Source organism: Devosia sp. (assembly GCF_036563435.1).
Lineage (GTDB): Bacteria > Pseudomonadota > Alphaproteobacteria > Rhizobiales > Devosiaceae > Devosia.
Window position 1 is genome coordinate 13520 of sequence record NZ_DATCMJ010000004.1, and the last position, 15218, is coordinate 28737.

17 protein-coding genes are annotated in these 15218 nt (G+C 64.2%); 7 read left to right on the forward strand and 10 right to left on the reverse strand.

The features are described 5' to 3' along the window. Positions 1-65: 65 nt before the first annotated feature. From VIL88_RS03060 to VIL88_RS03075, 4 genes are all read right to left on the reverse strand, one after another. Positions 66-1091 (reverse strand): murein L,D-transpeptidase family protein, encoded by a 1026-nt coding sequence (locus VIL88_RS03060; protein WP_331985839.1) that lies wholly within the window; start codon positions 1089-1091, stop codon positions 66-68. Between the two features lie 153 nt (positions 1092-1244). Then, positions 1245-2198, reverse strand: coding sequence for an acetyl-CoA carboxylase carboxyltransferase subunit alpha (locus VIL88_RS03065; RefSeq protein WP_331985841.1), 954 nt, complete (start codon positions 2196-2198; stop codon positions 1245-1247). A gap of 133 nt (positions 2199-2331) precedes the next feature. Next, complete coding sequence (locus VIL88_RS03070; protein WP_331985843.1) at positions 2332-3237, reverse strand: site-specific tyrosine recombinase XerD; 906 nt, start codon at positions 3235-3237, stop codon at positions 2332-2334. Continuing rightward, complete coding sequence (locus VIL88_RS03075; protein ID WP_331985845.1) at positions 3234-3461, reverse strand: hypothetical protein; 228 nt, start codon at positions 3459-3461, stop codon at positions 3234-3236. Before VIL88_RS03075 ends, VIL88_RS03070 begins: the two co-directional genes overlap by 4 nt. A gap of 146 nt (positions 3462-3607) precedes the next feature. On the opposite strand from VIL88_RS03075, the gene VIL88_RS03080 reads away from it, so the two are divergent. Both VIL88_RS03080 and aroB read left to right on the forward strand, forming a co-directional pair. Next, complete coding sequence (locus tag VIL88_RS03080) at positions 3608-4198, forward strand: shikimate kinase (RefSeq protein WP_331985847.1); 591 nt, start codon at positions 3608-3610, stop codon at positions 4196-4198. After that, a complete protein-coding gene (aroB, locus tag VIL88_RS03085) occupies positions 4195-5313 on the forward strand; it encodes a 3-dehydroquinate synthase (protein ID WP_331985849.1) in 1119 nt (372 codons plus the stop codon). Before VIL88_RS03080 ends, aroB begins: the two co-directional genes overlap by 4 nt. Positions 5314-5362: 49 nt before the next feature. Here aroB and VIL88_RS03090 read toward each other — a convergent pair whose 3' ends face one another. Further along, the gene (locus tag VIL88_RS03090) at positions 5363-5593 is read right to left on the reverse strand and encodes a DUF378 domain-containing protein (RefSeq protein WP_331985851.1); all 231 of its coding nucleotides are present in this window, start codon (positions 5591-5593) and stop codon (positions 5363-5365) included. 87 nt (positions 5594-5680) lie between these two features. Further along, positions 5681-5953 carry a BolA family protein gene (locus VIL88_RS03095; RefSeq protein WP_331985853.1) on the reverse strand — a complete coding sequence of 91 codons (273 nt, stop codon included), beginning with the start codon at positions 5951-5953 and terminating at the stop codon, positions 5681-5683. A 42-nt stretch (positions 5954-5995) separates the two neighbouring features. Here VIL88_RS03095 and VIL88_RS03100 point away from each other — a divergent pair, with 42 nt between their 5' ends. From VIL88_RS03100 to VIL88_RS03115, 4 genes are all read left to right on the forward strand, one after another. Beyond that, the gene (locus tag VIL88_RS03100) at positions 5996-6628 is read left to right on the forward strand and encodes a J domain-containing protein (RefSeq protein ID WP_331985855.1); all 633 of its coding nucleotides are present in this window, start codon (positions 5996-5998) and stop codon (positions 6626-6628) included. A 90-nt stretch (positions 6629-6718) separates the two neighbouring features. Continuing rightward, on the forward strand, positions 6719-7702 hold the full coding sequence (cobS, locus tag VIL88_RS03105) for a cobaltochelatase subunit CobS (RefSeq protein ID WP_331985857.1): 984 nt from the start codon (positions 6719-6721) through the stop codon (positions 7700-7702). Positions 7703-7838: 136 nt separating this feature from the next. After that, positions 7839-9728: a cobaltochelatase subunit CobT gene (gene cobT, locus VIL88_RS03110; RefSeq protein ID WP_331985859.1), complete on the forward strand. Its 1890-nt coding sequence runs from the start codon at positions 7839-7841 to the stop codon at positions 9726-9728. Next, a complete protein-coding gene (locus VIL88_RS03115; RefSeq protein ID WP_331985861.1) occupies positions 9725-10714 on the forward strand; it encodes an esterase-like activity of phytase family protein in 990 nt (329 codons plus the stop codon). Before cobT ends, VIL88_RS03115 begins: the two co-directional genes overlap by 4 nt. A 236-nt stretch (positions 10715-10950) precedes the next feature. On the opposite strand, the gene VIL88_RS03120 is transcribed toward VIL88_RS03115, so the two are convergent. Together VIL88_RS03120 and rpmB are read right to left on the reverse strand one after the other, a co-directional pair. Beyond that, the gene (locus tag VIL88_RS03120) at positions 10951-11637 is read right to left on the reverse strand and encodes a queuosine precursor transporter (protein ID WP_331985863.1); all 687 of its coding nucleotides are present in this window, start codon (positions 11635-11637) and stop codon (positions 10951-10953) included. A gap of 254 nt (positions 11638-11891) precedes the next feature. Then, positions 11892-12176 (reverse strand): 50S ribosomal protein L28, encoded by a 285-nt coding sequence (rpmB, locus tag VIL88_RS03125; RefSeq protein ID WP_331985865.1) that lies wholly within the window; start codon positions 12174-12176, stop codon positions 11892-11894. Positions 12177-12395: 219 nt separating this feature from the next. Here rpmB and VIL88_RS03130 point away from each other — a divergent pair, with 219 nt between their 5' ends. Then, on the forward strand, positions 12396-13178 hold the full coding sequence (locus VIL88_RS03130) for a DUF3108 domain-containing protein (RefSeq protein WP_331985867.1): 783 nt from the start codon (positions 12396-12398) through the stop codon (positions 13176-13178). A gap of 60 nt (positions 13179-13238) precedes the next feature. Here VIL88_RS03130 and VIL88_RS03135 read toward each other — a convergent pair whose 3' ends face one another. Both VIL88_RS03135 and VIL88_RS03140 read right to left on the reverse strand, forming a co-directional pair. Beyond that, positions 13239-14330: a flavodoxin family protein gene (locus tag VIL88_RS03135; protein WP_331985869.1), complete on the reverse strand. Its 1092-nt coding sequence runs from the start codon at positions 14328-14330 to the stop codon at positions 13239-13241. 429 nt (positions 14331-14759) lie between these two features. Then, positions 14760-15089, reverse strand: a complete 330-nt coding sequence (locus VIL88_RS03140) for a nuclear transport factor 2 family protein (RefSeq protein WP_331985871.1) — start codon at positions 15087-15089, stop codon at positions 14760-14762. Positions 15090-15218 lie beyond the last annotated feature (129 nt).

Genomic DNA, 15218 nt, shown 5'->3' on the forward strand with positions numbered 1-15218 from the left:
CCTATCTCCCGTGACGCTTCGGCTTTCTATCACGGCCGATTGCGGCCCAGATATGATGCCTGGCGCTAAAGCCTGGCCGGCCGCATCAATGGGGTGGGCGCCGGCTTGCCGGTGATGACCGGCACCACATCCTCGTCCTTGCCGCCTCCGCCAAAGAGGTTGCCGATGCCGCCCATGAAGCCGGAAATGGCGGCGCTGCGCTCCTTGAGCGCGGCCTCCTCGGCGGCCTCGCGCTGCGCCCGCTGCGCCTCCGTTTCCACCGCCTTGGTGAAGGCGGCTTCCTCGGCCTGCAGCTTCTCGGTCATTCCCGCGATCTGGGTGACGGCCGGGCAGGGGCCCATCGGGTTCAGCGCGCCGCCGCCAGTGGCGTTGAAGATATACTGCCTTTCGCACACGTCCCAGGCCGGGGGTGCCTTGGTCAGCTCGAACAGGTCGTAGCCTTCCTTGATGTCCTTCCAGAAGCCGAGATGCTCGCTCGAAGCTTGCTTGGCGAGGTTTGCGGGTGTCATCTTGAACGGGAAGATCTGCAGCTGGAAGCTGGAATTGCCGCCCTTGAAGGTTTCGCGCGCCAGCGAATAGATCTCCGCGATGCCATCGTCGGTCATGGCGTAGCAGCCGCGCGAGGAACAGTCGCCATGCACCATCAGGTCGCTGCCGGTCCGGCCATGCGCCCGGTCGAACTTGTTGGGGAAGCCGGTATTGAAGGCAAGGTAGTAGCTCGACCTGGGGTTCATCAGGCCCGGCGTGATCGTATAGAAGCCCTCAGGGCTCTGCCGGTCGCCTTCCTTGATCTTGGGCCCGAGATTGCCCGAATAGGCGCAAATCTCGTAGGTCTTGAACTGCTTGAACTGCCCGGAGCTCGTGCGCTTCCACACCTCGAGCACCTTTTCCTGCTTGAAGATGCGGATCACCATGGCCTCGCCCGGCGACGAGCCCATGGCGCGCAAGGCGCTGACGGTGGCGCTGGGCAGCGGCTGGTTGTGTCGGTTGTCGCTGGACTTGGGCAGGAAGCCGCCACAGGCGACGAGACCAAGGGCCACCCAGACCAGAATCAGGGCCGAGGAAAACTTGCGGAGGAAAGTGGCGGTCACGGTCGGCGGCCCAGGGTGGAATCAGCTCCAGACCCTTTTGGGGCCTTAGGTTACCCAAGCATGAGAAATGCTGGTGAACGAAGCGTTATCACGGCCGATTTTAGGCTGAAAGATGGCCCGGATCACGCGAGCGTGTCCAAGCCGTCCCAAGCGCTATAGGCTGGTCCCGATGGCGAGGAACTTCTCGCGGCGGTGTTCGCGGGTTTCCAGCCGTCCGCGGCTGCCGAATTCACTGAGGAAGCTGGCAATCGCATCGCGCGTCGAATCCATCACCGCCTCATGGTGGCGATGGGCGCCACCGGCCGGCTCGGGAATGATGCCATCGATGACGCCGAAGCCGAGCAGGTCCTGCGCCGTGATCTTTTGCGCAATGGCCATGTCTTGCGCCTTGGCGGCATCGCGGAACAGGATCGAGGCGCCCGCTTCCGGCGAGATCACCGAATAGATCGAGTTTTCCAGCATCAGCACGCGGTTGGCCACGGCAATGGCAATGGCGCCGCCCGAGCCGCCTTCGCCGATCACGATGGCAATGTTGGGCACGCCCAGTTCCAGGCACTTCTCGGTCGAGCGGGCAATGGCCTCGGCCTGCCCGCGCTCTTCGGCGCCGATGCCGGGATAGGCGCCGGCGGTATCGACAAAGGAAATCAGCGGGATGTTGAAGCGGTCCGCCATTTCCATGATGCGCACGGCCTTGCGATAGCCCTCGGGGCTGGCCATGCCGAAATTGTGCTTGAGGCGCGTCTCGGTCGAATTGCCCTTTTCCTGGCCGAGGATCGCAACCGACTGGCCGTTGAAGCGGCCGAAGCCGGCCTGCAGGGCGGCGTCTTCGCGGAACTTGCGGTCACCGGCCAGCGGCGTCCATTCGGTGATCAGCTTCCCGACATAGTCAGAAAAATGCGGGCGCTGCGGATGGCGCGCCACCTGCGTCTTCTGCCAGGGGGTCAGGCGGCGATAGATCTCGATCAGGGCTTCGTCGGCCCGGGCAGAGAGACGGTTGACCTCTTCGTCGATGCTGACGGCCTGGTCGGCTGCGGCCATGGCCTTGAGCTCGGCGATCTTGCCTTCGAGGTCGGCAACCGGCTTTTCAAAATCGAGATAGGACTGCATTCCACCTGCCCGTTTGGGGTCTGTTCGTGGACCCATGTCGTGGGCCGCTGCTGTTGCCGCTTAAAGTGGCCGGAAAGTGGCGATGACGCAATGGCAAGTCAAGGCTCTTGGCCGTGGACACAATGCGGCAGCCCTAGCCCTCGGCGAGAGGATGATGGGTCTCCACCAGCGTCCGCAGCTTTTCGTCCAGCACGTGGGTATAGATCTGCGTTGTGGAAATGTCGGCGTGGCCGAGCAGCATCTGCACCACCCGGAGGTCGGCGCCGCCCGAAAGCAGGTGACTGGCAAAGGCATGCCGGAGCACGTGCGGGGCAACGCGCGCCGCGCTGATGCCGGCCCGCGCCGCCAGTGCCTTGAGATCGCGGGCAAAGACCTGCCGGCTGAGGAAGCCATCGCTGCCGCCGGCTGGAAACAGGAAGGGGCCTGGCTCCAGTGTCGCCACATAGGTCTTGATCGCGTCACGCGCCCGGTCGTTGAGCGGCACGATACGCTCCTTGTTGCCCTTGCCCGTGACGGTCAGGAAGCTGGTGTCGCGCATCACGGCCGAGCGCCGCAGGCTCACCAGTTCGCTGACGCGCAGGCCCGTGGCATAAAGCAGTTCAAGCAGCACATAGAGACGCAAGGCACTGGCCTGCTTGTCCGGCGTCGCTTCGGCATTGGCTTCCGCCTCGGCCGTGCTCAGCAGGCGATCCACCTCCGCGATCGACAACACCTTAGGCAGGGCGCGGCGGCTCTTGGGACTGGCGACGATCCGCGTCGGATCATCGCCGCGCAGGCCGTCGGCACAGAGAAAGCGATGGAACTGGCGGATGGCGGAAAGACGCCGTGCGGCGGAAGCGGCCGAGAGCCCATCGAGCCGCAGGCGGTCGAGATAGGCATTGACGAGGTCCCGATCCACGTTGAGCAGCGTTGCCGCGCGGCCGGAAATAAAGCCTGCATAATCGGAGAGATCCCGCCGATAGGCGTCGATCGTATTGCGCGCGGCACCGCGCTCGGCGCTCATCATTTCGAGGAAAGCGCCGATCAGATCTTGGCTCACGGGGTCGGGGGCTCCGCCGGCGCGCTTTCAGCCGGTGCTGCCGGGGTGGCAGGGGCCGTGCCGGGCAGAGGCCGCTGGCCGCCATTGAGCAGTTCGGCCGCGGGGATGCGAATGGTCACTTCCTTGGGCGTGGGCTGCACGAATGACACAAGCGCGATCATCCCGGCATAGGCGAGGCCGGCCAGGAAAAGCAGGGCGATGATAAGGCGGATCAGGGTTGGCATGGCGGTCCGTCAGTCAAACTGCGCGGAGTTTGACGGCAAAAGGTTTCGTTTTTGTAGGCATAGCATCAAATCGTGCTCTGGCGGTGCAAGTTCTTGACAGCGCGGACCGGTGCGGCTTGATAGCGGCATTGTCTGGGGAGCGCCTTTTGAACCGATCGGACGCGGCATCGCGGCAGGCCCGCGCCGAACATCTTGCCCAACTGCTTGCCGGACGGCCCGTCGTGCTGGTGGGCATGATGGGTGCCGGCAAGACCACCGTCGGCCGTCGCCTCGCCACCCGCCTCGGGCGCCAGTTTCGCGACAGCGACGAGGAAATCGAAAAAGCCGCGCAGATGACCATTCCCGAAATTTTCGAGCAGCGCGGAGAACCCGAATTCCGCGCCGGGGAAACCCGGGTCATCGCCCGCGTGCTCAAGGACAAGGATGTGGTGCTGGCCACCGGCGGCGGGGCCTTCGTCAACGGCGAAACGCGTGCCCTGGTCAAGGGCGGCGCCATCTCGGTCTGGCTCAAGGCCGAGGCCGACATCCTGTTTGAGCGCGTGTCGCGCCGCTCCAACCGGCCGCTGCTCAAGACCGCCAATCCGCGCCAGACGCTCGAAAAGCTCATCGAAGAACGCTACCCAATCTATGCCGAGGCCGACATCACCGTCCTGTCGCGCGATGTGCCGCAGGAAGTGGTGGCGAGCGACATTGTCGAGGCGGTCTTTGCCTATCTCGAGCAGCAGGAGCAGGCATGACCGTCCAGATCGATCACCAGGTGCATATCGCCCTGGGCGAGCGCGCCTATGACATCCTGATCGGCGATCGCCTCCTGGATGAGGCCGGCACGATCCTCGCCGAGCGCTTTCCCGGCCGCCGCTACGGCATCATCACCGACGAGACCGTCGCGCAGGTGCAACTGCCCCGGCTGCTGCGTTCCCTCGACGCGGCGGGTCTTAGCCACAGCGAGATCGTCCTGCCCGCGGGCGAAGCAACCAAATCCTGGGCCTTCCTCGGCCAGGCAGTCGAAGCGATCCTTGCCGCCAGGCTCGAACGCGGCGACCTCATCATCGCCCTGGGTGGCGGCGTCATTGGCGACCTGGCCGGCTTTGCCGCGTCCATTGCCCGGCGCGGCATGGATTTCATCCAGATGCCGACCTCGCTCCTGGCGCAGGTCGATTCCTCGGTGGGTGGCAAGACCGGCATCAACTCGCCGCATGGCAAGAACCTGATCGGCGCCTTTCACCAACCCAAGCTGGTGCTGGCCGACCTCTCCACGCTCGATACGCTGCCGTCCCGCCAATTCGCCGCCGGCTATGCCGAAGTGGTCAAGTACGGCCTCATCGACGACGAGGACTTCTTTTTCTGGCTGGAAGAAAAGCAGGCCGAGATCTTTGCCGGCGGACCGGCCCGGGGCGAGGCGGTCGCGCGCTGTTGCCGGCACAAGGCGCGTGTGGTGATCGAGGATGAAAAGGAGCTCGGCGTGCGGGCACTGCTCAATCTCGGGCATACCTTCGGCCATGCGCTCGAAAAGGACACCCTCTATTCCGATCGGCTGCTCCATGGCGAGGGCGTCAGCATCGGCATGGTCCTCGCCCACAGCTTCTCGGCCCAGCTGGGTCTGGCGCCCAGCCAGGACACCGGCCGCATCGCGGCCCACTTGAAGAATGCCGGCCTGCCCACCACCTTGGGCGATATCCCCGGAGCACTGGGGTCAACCCAGACATTGATGGCGGCGATTGCGCAGGACAAGAAGGTTTCGCGCGGTGCGCTGACCTTTATCCTGACGCGCGGCATCGGCCGGGCCTTTATCGAAAAGAATGTCGATCCGGCTGCGGTCTCGGCCTTTTTGGACGAGGTGCGGGCAAAATAAAACAGGCTCCGCTGGTGCGACGCCTGTCTTGTAGTCGAGATGCTGCGTGTTAGACGCGGCCGCGCTCGGCAGCGACTTCGCCCGAAGACATGGCCTTGGCGAAGGGGATGAGCTGGTAGATCGCCGAGAGGCCAACCAGGACATAGACGATGCGAGCGATGGCGCCATCCTGGCCACCAAAGAGGGCTGCAACCAGGTCGAACTGGAAGGCGCCGACCAGGAGCCAGTTCACGCCCCCGATGATGATGAGCAGCAAAGTGATGAGATTAAGGGCTTTCATTACAGTTCTCCATGCAGTTACTCACGCAACCTTCAGGAAGCAAACTGGTTCCGCGGGAACCACAATTTAGCCCGAAAGTGGCCCCGATCAGCTGGTCACGTCACGAGGCAGAACTTCGATGGCGAGGGCATGAACCCGGTCCTTCAGTTCGGCCTCCAAAGCATCCATAACGGCGCGGTGTTGCGCCACGCGGCCGAGCCCGTCAAAATGGCGGGCCGCGATTCTGACACGAAAATGGGTTTCACCACCCTCCCGCCATCCGGCGTGGCCGAAATGCTGGTTCGATTCATCGATGACGTCGAGGAAGGCGGGCTCAAATCGGTCGGTGAGCTTCTGGGTCAGGGTGTCTTTGACGCTCATGGCACTGGCCTCCATCTGGTTGTGGCACTTAACTAGGCGAGAATGAAACTGTCGTCCAAGATCTTTGATTCCATTCGTATCAAGCCTCGCCGCGAAGAGAAGGCGGCCCCGGTCGAACACGTCTGCGACTGGGAAGGATGCGATCTGCCTGGTGAATACCGGGCGCCCAAGGGCGCGCGGAGCGAGGGCCAGTATCACCATTTCTGCCTTGAGCACGTGCGGCACTACAACACCGCCTTCAACTTCTTTGCCGGGATGAGCAAGGACGAGCTCGACGAGGCGCTTCATACACCGCCCAAGGCCGAATCCCGGTCGAGCTTCGCCACGGGCAATCCGCAGATGCGTGGCGCTGCCGCCCGCGCCGCACGGGAATCCCTGCGGCCGGGGGACAAATACGGCGACCCGTTCGGGGTCTTTGCCAAGTATCGTCACCGCCAGGCGCAGCGTCCGGCCGCCGAGCGGGTGAAGCCGCTCCACGAGCAGGATCGGCGCGCGCTCGAAACGCTTGGCATCCTCGGCCATGCCAAATCGGACGAGATCAAGACGGCCTACAAGACGCTGGTCAAGATCCACCACCCCGACGCCAATGGCGGCGACAAGAGCTCCGAAGATCGCCTCCGTGCCATCATTGCCGCCTATGCCCACCTAAAGAAGGTGGGTCTGGTCGCCAAATAGGGCCTATGCCTCCGGCTACCACCACCGTCGCAATGCTGCTATAGAGCCTCGACCTTCCTGCCAGAACTCCTTCCTGCAAGAGCCAAGCCCATGACTGAATACACCAATCTGCCCGACACCGAATATTCGGCCCGGGAGCTGTTCGGTATCGACACCGACATGAAGGTGATGGGCTACAAGGAAGCCAATTCTCACGTGCCGCCGGCCGACCCGGACTACTTGTTCGACCGCAACACGACCCTCGCCATTCTCGCAGGCTTCCAGTTCAACCGCCGCGTCATGGTGCAGGGCTACCATGGTACGGGCAAGTCCACCCATATCGAGCAGGTCGCGGCGCGGCTCAATTGGCCGCTGGTCCGCGTCAACCTCGACTCGCACGTCTCTCGTATCGACCTTGTCGGCAAGGACGCGATCGTGCTCAAGGATGGCAAGCAGGTCACCGAATTCCGTGACGGCATCCTTCCCTGGGCAGTGCAGAACAATGTCGCGCTGGTGTTCGACGAATATGACGCCGGCCGCCCGGACGTGATGTTCGTGATCCAGCGCGTGCTGGAAGTCGCCGGTCGCCTGACCTTGCTTGACCAGAACCGCGTGATCACGCCCCACCCTGCCTTCCGCCTGTTTGCCACCACCAACACGATCGGCCTCGGCGACACGTCGGGCCTCTACCATGGCACGCAGCAGATCAACCAGGGTCAGATGGACCGCTGGTCGCTGGTGACCACGCTCAACTACCTGCCGCATGACAAGGAAGTGGGCATCGTCCAGGCCAAGAACAAAGCCTTTGGCGAGACCGAAAAGGGCCGCAAGCTTCTGTCCAACATGGTGCGTCTGGCCGACCTCACCCGTCAGGCCTTCATCAATGGCGACCTTTCCACCGTGATGTCGCCCCGCGCCGTGATCACCTGGGCCGAAAACACCCAGATCTTCGGCGGCGATGTCGGCTTTGCCTTCCGCCTGACCTTCCTCAACAAGTGCGACGAACTCGAACGCCCCGTGGTCGCCGAGTTCTACCAGCGCGTTTTCGGCGAGGATTTGCCGGAGAGCTCGGCCAACCTGGCCGTGACGGCGTAATCAAGCCACGACCTCGCCCTTCGACAGGCTCAGGGTGAGGTCTACTGTGCGATCTGCGATTTCCAAGTAGACCTCATGGTGAGCCTGTCGAACCACGAGGTCGTGGCACGACGGGCTGCTGAGCCCCTGGGACATCATGGCACAACCACCGCGCAGCAAAGCCAATCGACCCGACCAGACGCAGGCCTTCAAGTCTGCCATCGGTGCCACGCTGCGCACGATCGGCGGCAAGGCCGATCTTGAAGTCACCTTCACGGCCGACCGGCCGCTCCTGACCTCGGACAAGGCACGGCTGGCCAATCTGCCGCGCCTGCCGACCCGGCGCGACATCGCCATTGCCCGCGGGCAGGGCGACGCCATGGCCATGCGCCTTGCCAGCCACGACCCCGATGCGCACCGCAAGCGCGCCCCGATGGATCCCACCGCCCGCGCCGCCTTTGACGCGCTGGAGCAGGCGCGCGTCGAGGCCCTGGGCTGCGTGCGCATGCCGGGCATGGTCGGCAATATCGGTGAGATGCTGGAAGACCGGCTGTTCCGCGCCAACTTCGCCGAGGTCGACGACCGCGGCGACGCGCCCATCGCTGAGGCGCTCGGCTTGCTCTTGCGCGAAAAACTCGCGGGCGTGCCGGTGCCGCCCTCGGGCCACGCACTGGTCGATCTCTGGCGCGAGGAGATCGAAAGCAAGGGCGGCAAGTCGCTCGAACAGCTCCTGACCCGGTTCGAGAACCAGGACGAGTTCGGCAAGGTCGCCAAGATGCTCCTGCGCGATCTCAACCTCGTGCCCGAAAGCGAACTGGAAGACCCCGACGCCTCCGACCAGGAGACCGACGACAACCAGGAGCCCGACCAGGGGGAATCCTCGGACCAGGCGCCGGAACAGGGCGAGGGCGAGAACGACGCCGACCAGAGCCAGGACGACGAGCAGGCCGGCGAGTCGGAAGAAACCGGTGACGTCGAAGGCATCGAGTCCGACATGGCCGATACCGACGAGGACGCTTCGGCCGAAGCCGGAGAAGACGCGCCCATGCCGCCACCGGCCAAGGATGCGGGCACCCAGCTTTCCAACCAGTTCAACTACAAGGTCTTCACCACCAAGTTCGACGAGATCGTCAAGGCCGCCGAACTCTGCCCGCCCGACGAGCTCGACCAGCTGCGCGCGCTGCTCGACAAGCAGCTGGAAAACCTCGCCGGTGCCGTCGCACGCCTCGCCAACAAGCTGCAGCGCCGCCTGATGGCCAAGCAAAACCGCTCCTGGCAGTTCGACCTCGAGGAGGGCCTGCTCGACACCGCCCGCCTCACCCGCGTGGTCACCGATCCCATGCAGGCGCTCTCGTTCAAGGTCGAGAACGACACCGATTTCCGCGACACGGTGGTGACGCTGCTGATCGACAATTCCGGCTCCATGCGCGGCCGGCCGATCACCATCGCCGCGATCTGCGGCGATATTCTTGCCCGCACGCTGGAGCGTTGCGGCGTCAAGGTCGAGATCCTGGGCTTCACCACCCGCGCTTGGAAGGGCGGCAAGTCACGCGAGGCATGGCTGGAAGCGGGCCGCCCCGCCACGCCGGGCCGGGTCAACGACATCCGCCACATCATCTACAAGGCTGCTGACGAGCCGTGGCGTCATGCCCGCCGTAACCTTGGCCTGATGATGCGCGAGGGCCTGCTCAAGGAAAATATCGACGGCGAGGCGCTCGAATGGGCGCGCAAGCGCCTGATGGCGCGTCCCGAAGCGCGCCGCATCCTGATGGTGATCTCCGACGGCGCCCCGGTCGACGACTCGACCCAGTCCGTCAATGCCGGCAACTACCTCGAAGCCCACCTCCGCCAGGTGATCGAAGACATTGAGACGCGTTCGCCGATCCAGCTGGTCGCCGTCGGCATCGGCCACGATGTGACGCGCTACTATCGCCGCGCCGTCACCCTCCTCGATGCCGAAGAACTGGCCGGCGCGCTGACCGACGAACTGGCGGCGCTGTTCGACGAGGAAATGCCGGCCCAGACGCGGCGACGGGGCCGCGGGTGAGACTGACTACCGTCTTTGCTGCGGCGCTGCTGGGCTCCACCCTGCCCGTGGCTGCGGTCGAGGCCACGGTGACCGCCACGCAGATCCCCACCTTCGGGGAGACGGCCATCGGCGAGCCGGTGGGCAAATTGATCTATCGCGGCGGCATCGCCATGACGAGCCCGGACGATACGTTTGGCGGCCTCTCCGGCCTCACCATGACCGGGCCCAATCAGCAGGCGCTGTTTGTCACCGATCGCGGCAACTTCGTTTCCGGCCATCTGGCCTATGACGACCGCGGCAGCCTCTTCGGCTTTATCGGCGTCGCCATCGAGCCCATGCGCAATTCCAAGGGCGAGGTACTGCCGCGCCAATATGCCAAGGATGCCGAAAGTGTCGACACGGTGATGCGTGACGGCGCCCCGGTGGCGGTGCGGGTCGGCTTCGAACACCTGACCCGCGTTGCCGATTTCGCTCTCACCAATGGCGTGCCCGGCGGCCCCGCGCGCGAGGTCACTATTCCGCAATGGCTGACCGACACGCGCTCCAATGAAACGCTGGAGTCGGTGTGCATCGCGCCGCCCGCCTCGCCGGTGGCCGGGTCGACGCTGCTGCTCGCCGAGGGGCATTTCGACGAAAACGGCAATCATCGTGGCTGGCTCCTGGGCCAGAACGACAAGGGGCCGATCGCCTACCAGAACAGTCCGGTGGTCAACCCTACCGAATGCGCCTTCCTGCCCAATGGCGACCTCCTCGTGCTCGAGCGCGGCGTTTCCGTGCTGAGCTTCGAGATGAACCTGCGCCGCGTGCCCGCTGCCGAAGTGCGCCCCGGCAAGGTCATGGAAGGCGAGTTGCTCCTGTCGGCGGTGGGCGGCGCCATCGACAACATGGAAGCCATGACGGTCCACATTGCCCCGGACGGCGAACTGCGCATCCTCATCGGCTCGGACAACAATTTCAACGACTGGCAGCGCACCCTGCTCTTCGAATTCGCGCTGGCGGAGTGAGCGCAGCGCTCGCAGCAGTCTTCCCTCCCCCTTGCGGGGAGGGACGCGAGATAGGACTTAGCTCGCTAAGTCCGTCATCGAGCAGGGTGGGGGGCTGGGGTCATCTACAACGACAGACCTCCCCTGAAGGGGGAGGGACCGCGCGGTGAGAGGGGCTGGATCGGGTCCCAGACCTGGATCTGCTCCTCCCCCTCTGCAGGGGAAGGCTAGGTGTGGGTGGACGCACAGGGCGTTCTTTAAGCCACCACACCCATCGTGGGCAAAGGCTTGATCCGTCCCATCAGCGCCCGATAGGGCGCCAGCAGCACCAGGGCGGCCAGGAACTTCACCGTGAAGTCACCCGCGGCCAGCGAAATCCAGAGCGGAACCTCGGGACCGATGCCCAGGAACGGCGCCGGGAAGCCCAGCGAGCCATCAGGCAAGCCAAAGAAGGTGTCCACGCCGCTCAGCGCCGGAGCAAAGGCGATGGTGAAGAAGATCGTCGTATCGATGATCGATCCCAGCAGCGAGCCCAGAAGCGGCGGCAGGAACCAGGCCGTCGTCGCCCGCAGGCGGGAGAACACCGCAATGTCGAGCAACTGCCCGGTGATGAAGGCTGCGGCAGAAGCCGTGGCAATCCTCTGCGTGGTTGCCGCGGCCCCGCCGGCATTCCAGGGCAGGGGGTGGAAGCTCAGGTAAAACGACACCGCCAGGCCGGCGACAAAGCCGATCAGGGCTACGAGGCGTGCGCGCTGTGCGCCGTCATAGCGGTTGACGAGATCAGTCACGAGAAAGGCAAAGGGGAAGGTGAAGGCGCCCCAGGTCAGCAGATCGGCCAGATTGACCGAGCCGAGCTGCACCGCAAAGGGGTAGAGCACCAGGATATTGGACGCGGCAACCACCACGACCATGGCGGCAACAGCCGCCAGGAAACGAGCCAGCATGGAAATGCACCTCTATATGACCGCCAGCCGGCAACAGACCGGAGCGGATGGAATGCGAGCGGGACGGCGTCCCACCCTCGATCGTTATCCTCGGGCCTGACCCGAGGACACTTCACTTCACCAGCCTCTGCACAGTGCAGTTCCCTCGGGTCAAGCCCGAGGGTGACGGCTGGTTGGTGGGCAGCAGCCCCCAAAACAAAACCGCGCGGAGCGTTTCACCCCACGCGGCTTCTGAACTTCTTGCGGCCGGTCGCTTAGCTGGCGAGGGCGGCGCGGATTTCCTTCTTGATGCCCAGAGCGAGCGGGGACAGCGTGTCATCGCTCTGCTTGAGCAGGAAGGCATCGAGGCCGCCGCGGTGCTCGACCGAACGGAGCGCCGCAGCCGAAACGCGGAACTTGATGCCCCGGTTGAGCGCATCGGAGATCAGCGTAACGTTGACCAGGTTGGGGAGGAACCGGCGGCGGGTGCGGTTGAGGGCGTGCGAAACGTTGTTGCCAACCATTACGCCCTTGCCAGTGAGATCACAGCGACGTGCCATTTGAGATATCCTACTTTGTGTAAAGGTCCTGGGTGGCAGGCAATCCTGCGACCGGCCTCGATTGTTATGAAATCTGGCGCGTCTTTAGAGACTAAGGGCCGCTCCGTCAAGGCAAAGCCGCCTCAAACCGGCGCGAGCGCCTTGCAGGTTCGGTGCACGATAGGCAATTTCGACACTTGAGCCGATTCGCCTTTGATCCAGCACAGAGATACCAGGCCGTTGATCCCGCACCGTTTTGCCGCCCTTTCGGCTTTCGCCCTCCTGTCCCTGTCGCCGGTAGTAGCGGCGGAGGTGGACGCGACGGCCAGCTATGTTCTCACCCTCGGCGGCATCAATATCGCCGCCATGGATGTGGACCTCCAGGACGATGGCAGCCGCTATAGCCTCGACCTTTCGGCCAATGTGGCGGGCCTCGGCGCCGTGGTGGCCAGCGGCACGGCCTCTGCCCGGTCGAGCGGCAGCTCCAGCGGCAAGGTGCTGGCTGCCGACGCGTTCGGGCTGGAAACCCGCGCTAATGGCGAAACCTTCACAGTGGACGTGTCCTTTGCCGGCCGCGACGTCTCCGCTTTCAAGGTGGAGCCGCCCATCATCGACAACTACGACCGCGTGCCGCTGGAGCGGCGCCACCTGACCGGCGTCGGCGACTTCATGTCCGCCTTCGTGCTCAAGGGCAACGCGCTCGACAAGAGCCTCTGCCAACGGCAGTCGCATATCTTCACCGGGGTCGAACGCTTCGACATTGCCATGACCTATGCGGGCGAAGACCAGGCCACCTCGCCGCGCACTGGTTACCAGGGCCCGGTGGTCCTCTGCACGGTGGACTACAACCCGGTCTCGGGCCACTTCACCACCTCCGACATCACCAATTACATGGCCGAGAGCGACCGGATCATCGTCTGGTACGCTCCCTTGGGCGAGACCGGCTATTTCATCCCCTACCGCGTGCTCCTGGGCACCAATATGGGCGATCTCTCCATGGTGCTGACCAGGCTGGAACAGTAAGATCCACCGCGTCATCCCGCTTCCGCGGGGATGACGCCGCGAAGGGGCGCAACGGCTCTCCTACTTCTGCCGCGGCGCGTGCAGCTGGCTGCCGGGGATCTCTCGGCGGTCCCGATGCGCCAGCACCGCCTCCAGCAAGGTCCGCGCCGCGTTGCGCACCTCCCCCTGCATGGCGAGGTCCTTGTCCAGCGACTCATGGCTCGTCGCATAGGGCTCCCAATAGCCGATATAGCGGTCGAGCTCGGCATTGGGCCCTGCCGGGGCCAGTTCCATGAACTTCAGCCAGTCCGAAATCGAGCGGCGCACATCCTTGGTGCCTTCCACGTCTCCATGGACGATCACCGAAAACAGCCGGCCCTTGAGGTGGCGCGGATAATCCCAGCCGTCGAGCTCCACCTGCTTGGCAATGGCGGCCTTCTTGCCCTGGGTCAGGGTTGGGTCGGGATTACCGCCATCGGCGCAGACCATGCGGTCCATCATGGCCTTGAGCGGCGATGACACCTGGTACCAGTTGACCGGCGAAACGATCATGATCACATCGGCGCGCACCCACATGGGGTAGATGTCGTTCATCCAGTCCTGCGTCTGGCCCAGCGAATAGTTGGGATAGCACGAGCAGGGCCAGTGGCAGAGCGGCGCCGCCGTCGAGAAGCACGACTTGCAGGGGTGGATGTTGCGACCATATTCTGAGGTCGTGCGCGAGAGGTCGAGAATCTCGGTATCGAGGCCGCCTTCTTCCAGAATTTCGGCGGCCATTTGCACCAGGCGAAACGACTTGCTCATCTCGCCGGGGCAGGTGTGCTCGCTCCTGGTCGAGCCATTGATCAGCAGCACGCGCTGCGGCCGGTCCCCGGTCTTGTAGTCTGCCATGGCGCGGTCGATCGCCGCCTTGGCCTCGATCCAGTCATCGGCCAGGTCGTAGTCGGGGTCATGGTAGCCCGGCCCGGCCTTTTGCGTGCGCGGCGCCTTGCGCGAATTGTCATACGCATCCCAGGCGGCTTCGGCGATCCTGTCGAGCTCTGCGCCTAGCGCGTCGAAATTGGGATCGATATACTGGCTGAGAAAGCGCTCCTTGAAGGTGGCCTTGTCGAGGCTGGGATCCGGCATGCCCTTGCGGGGCTCCGGGGCGGTCAGGACGTGTGGTTGCTGCATGGTGTTCTCCAGGCGGAGCAACAGCCTGACGCGGGGAGCGGTTCCGTTTCGGCACTGTCCCGCAGCGGAACGGTCAACGGCTTTTTTGCAAACATGCACCGCGGCAGGGCCCGCACAACCGCAGCCGAACCGTTAAAGCCCGACCGATTTCAAAGCTTTTCGCCGCAACCACCTCGTCAGATTCGGCCGATCGGCGCCTCCATTAGCGCTTTGGTCATGAAGATGAAGCGGTTTCGGCCGGAAAAGGCCACTCCACTGATCACTTGAGCGCCGGCTAGTAGCTGCCGCCACTGCCCGCCACCAGATGCTGGGCCAGAACAAAGCGGCATTCGGCGCTCAGACACGATTCTGTCCCTGTTCGTTCGCGGTCCAGCCTTTTGGTAAATTCGCACGCCCGGCCAACAGCCGGACCGTACCATCCCGGGACAGCTAGAGCGTTTCGAGGCTGGCGATCCGGTCGTTCTCCACCACGATCTCCTGGCGCAGCTTGACCGGGCTGCCGGGAAAGGTGCCCGAGACCAGGAAGCTGACCACGGTGCGCGGTCCTTCGGTATCGGCAGACTGAACGAAATAGCGGGGATGATAGCGCGCTTCGACGCTCTCGAGCCAGGCCGCGATCTTGCTGGTGCCCACATGCACGGCGCCCTCATCGAGCACGCGCGCGTCGGGCGCAAACAGCGACAGCGTGTTGCGGTGGTCGGCAGCAGCGAAATAATCGGCCAGTGGCCGGGGCAGGGTTGCAGGATCAAAATGGGACATGGAGGGTCTCGCATGGTGGACGCTGAGCCCGTTTCTGTGCCCCAGCCCTGACAGAGCGTGTCAGCAGGCGCCGTCCCGCTTTAGGACGGTCAATGCCCCTCTTTCATCAATACGGGTAGTCCATCCCGA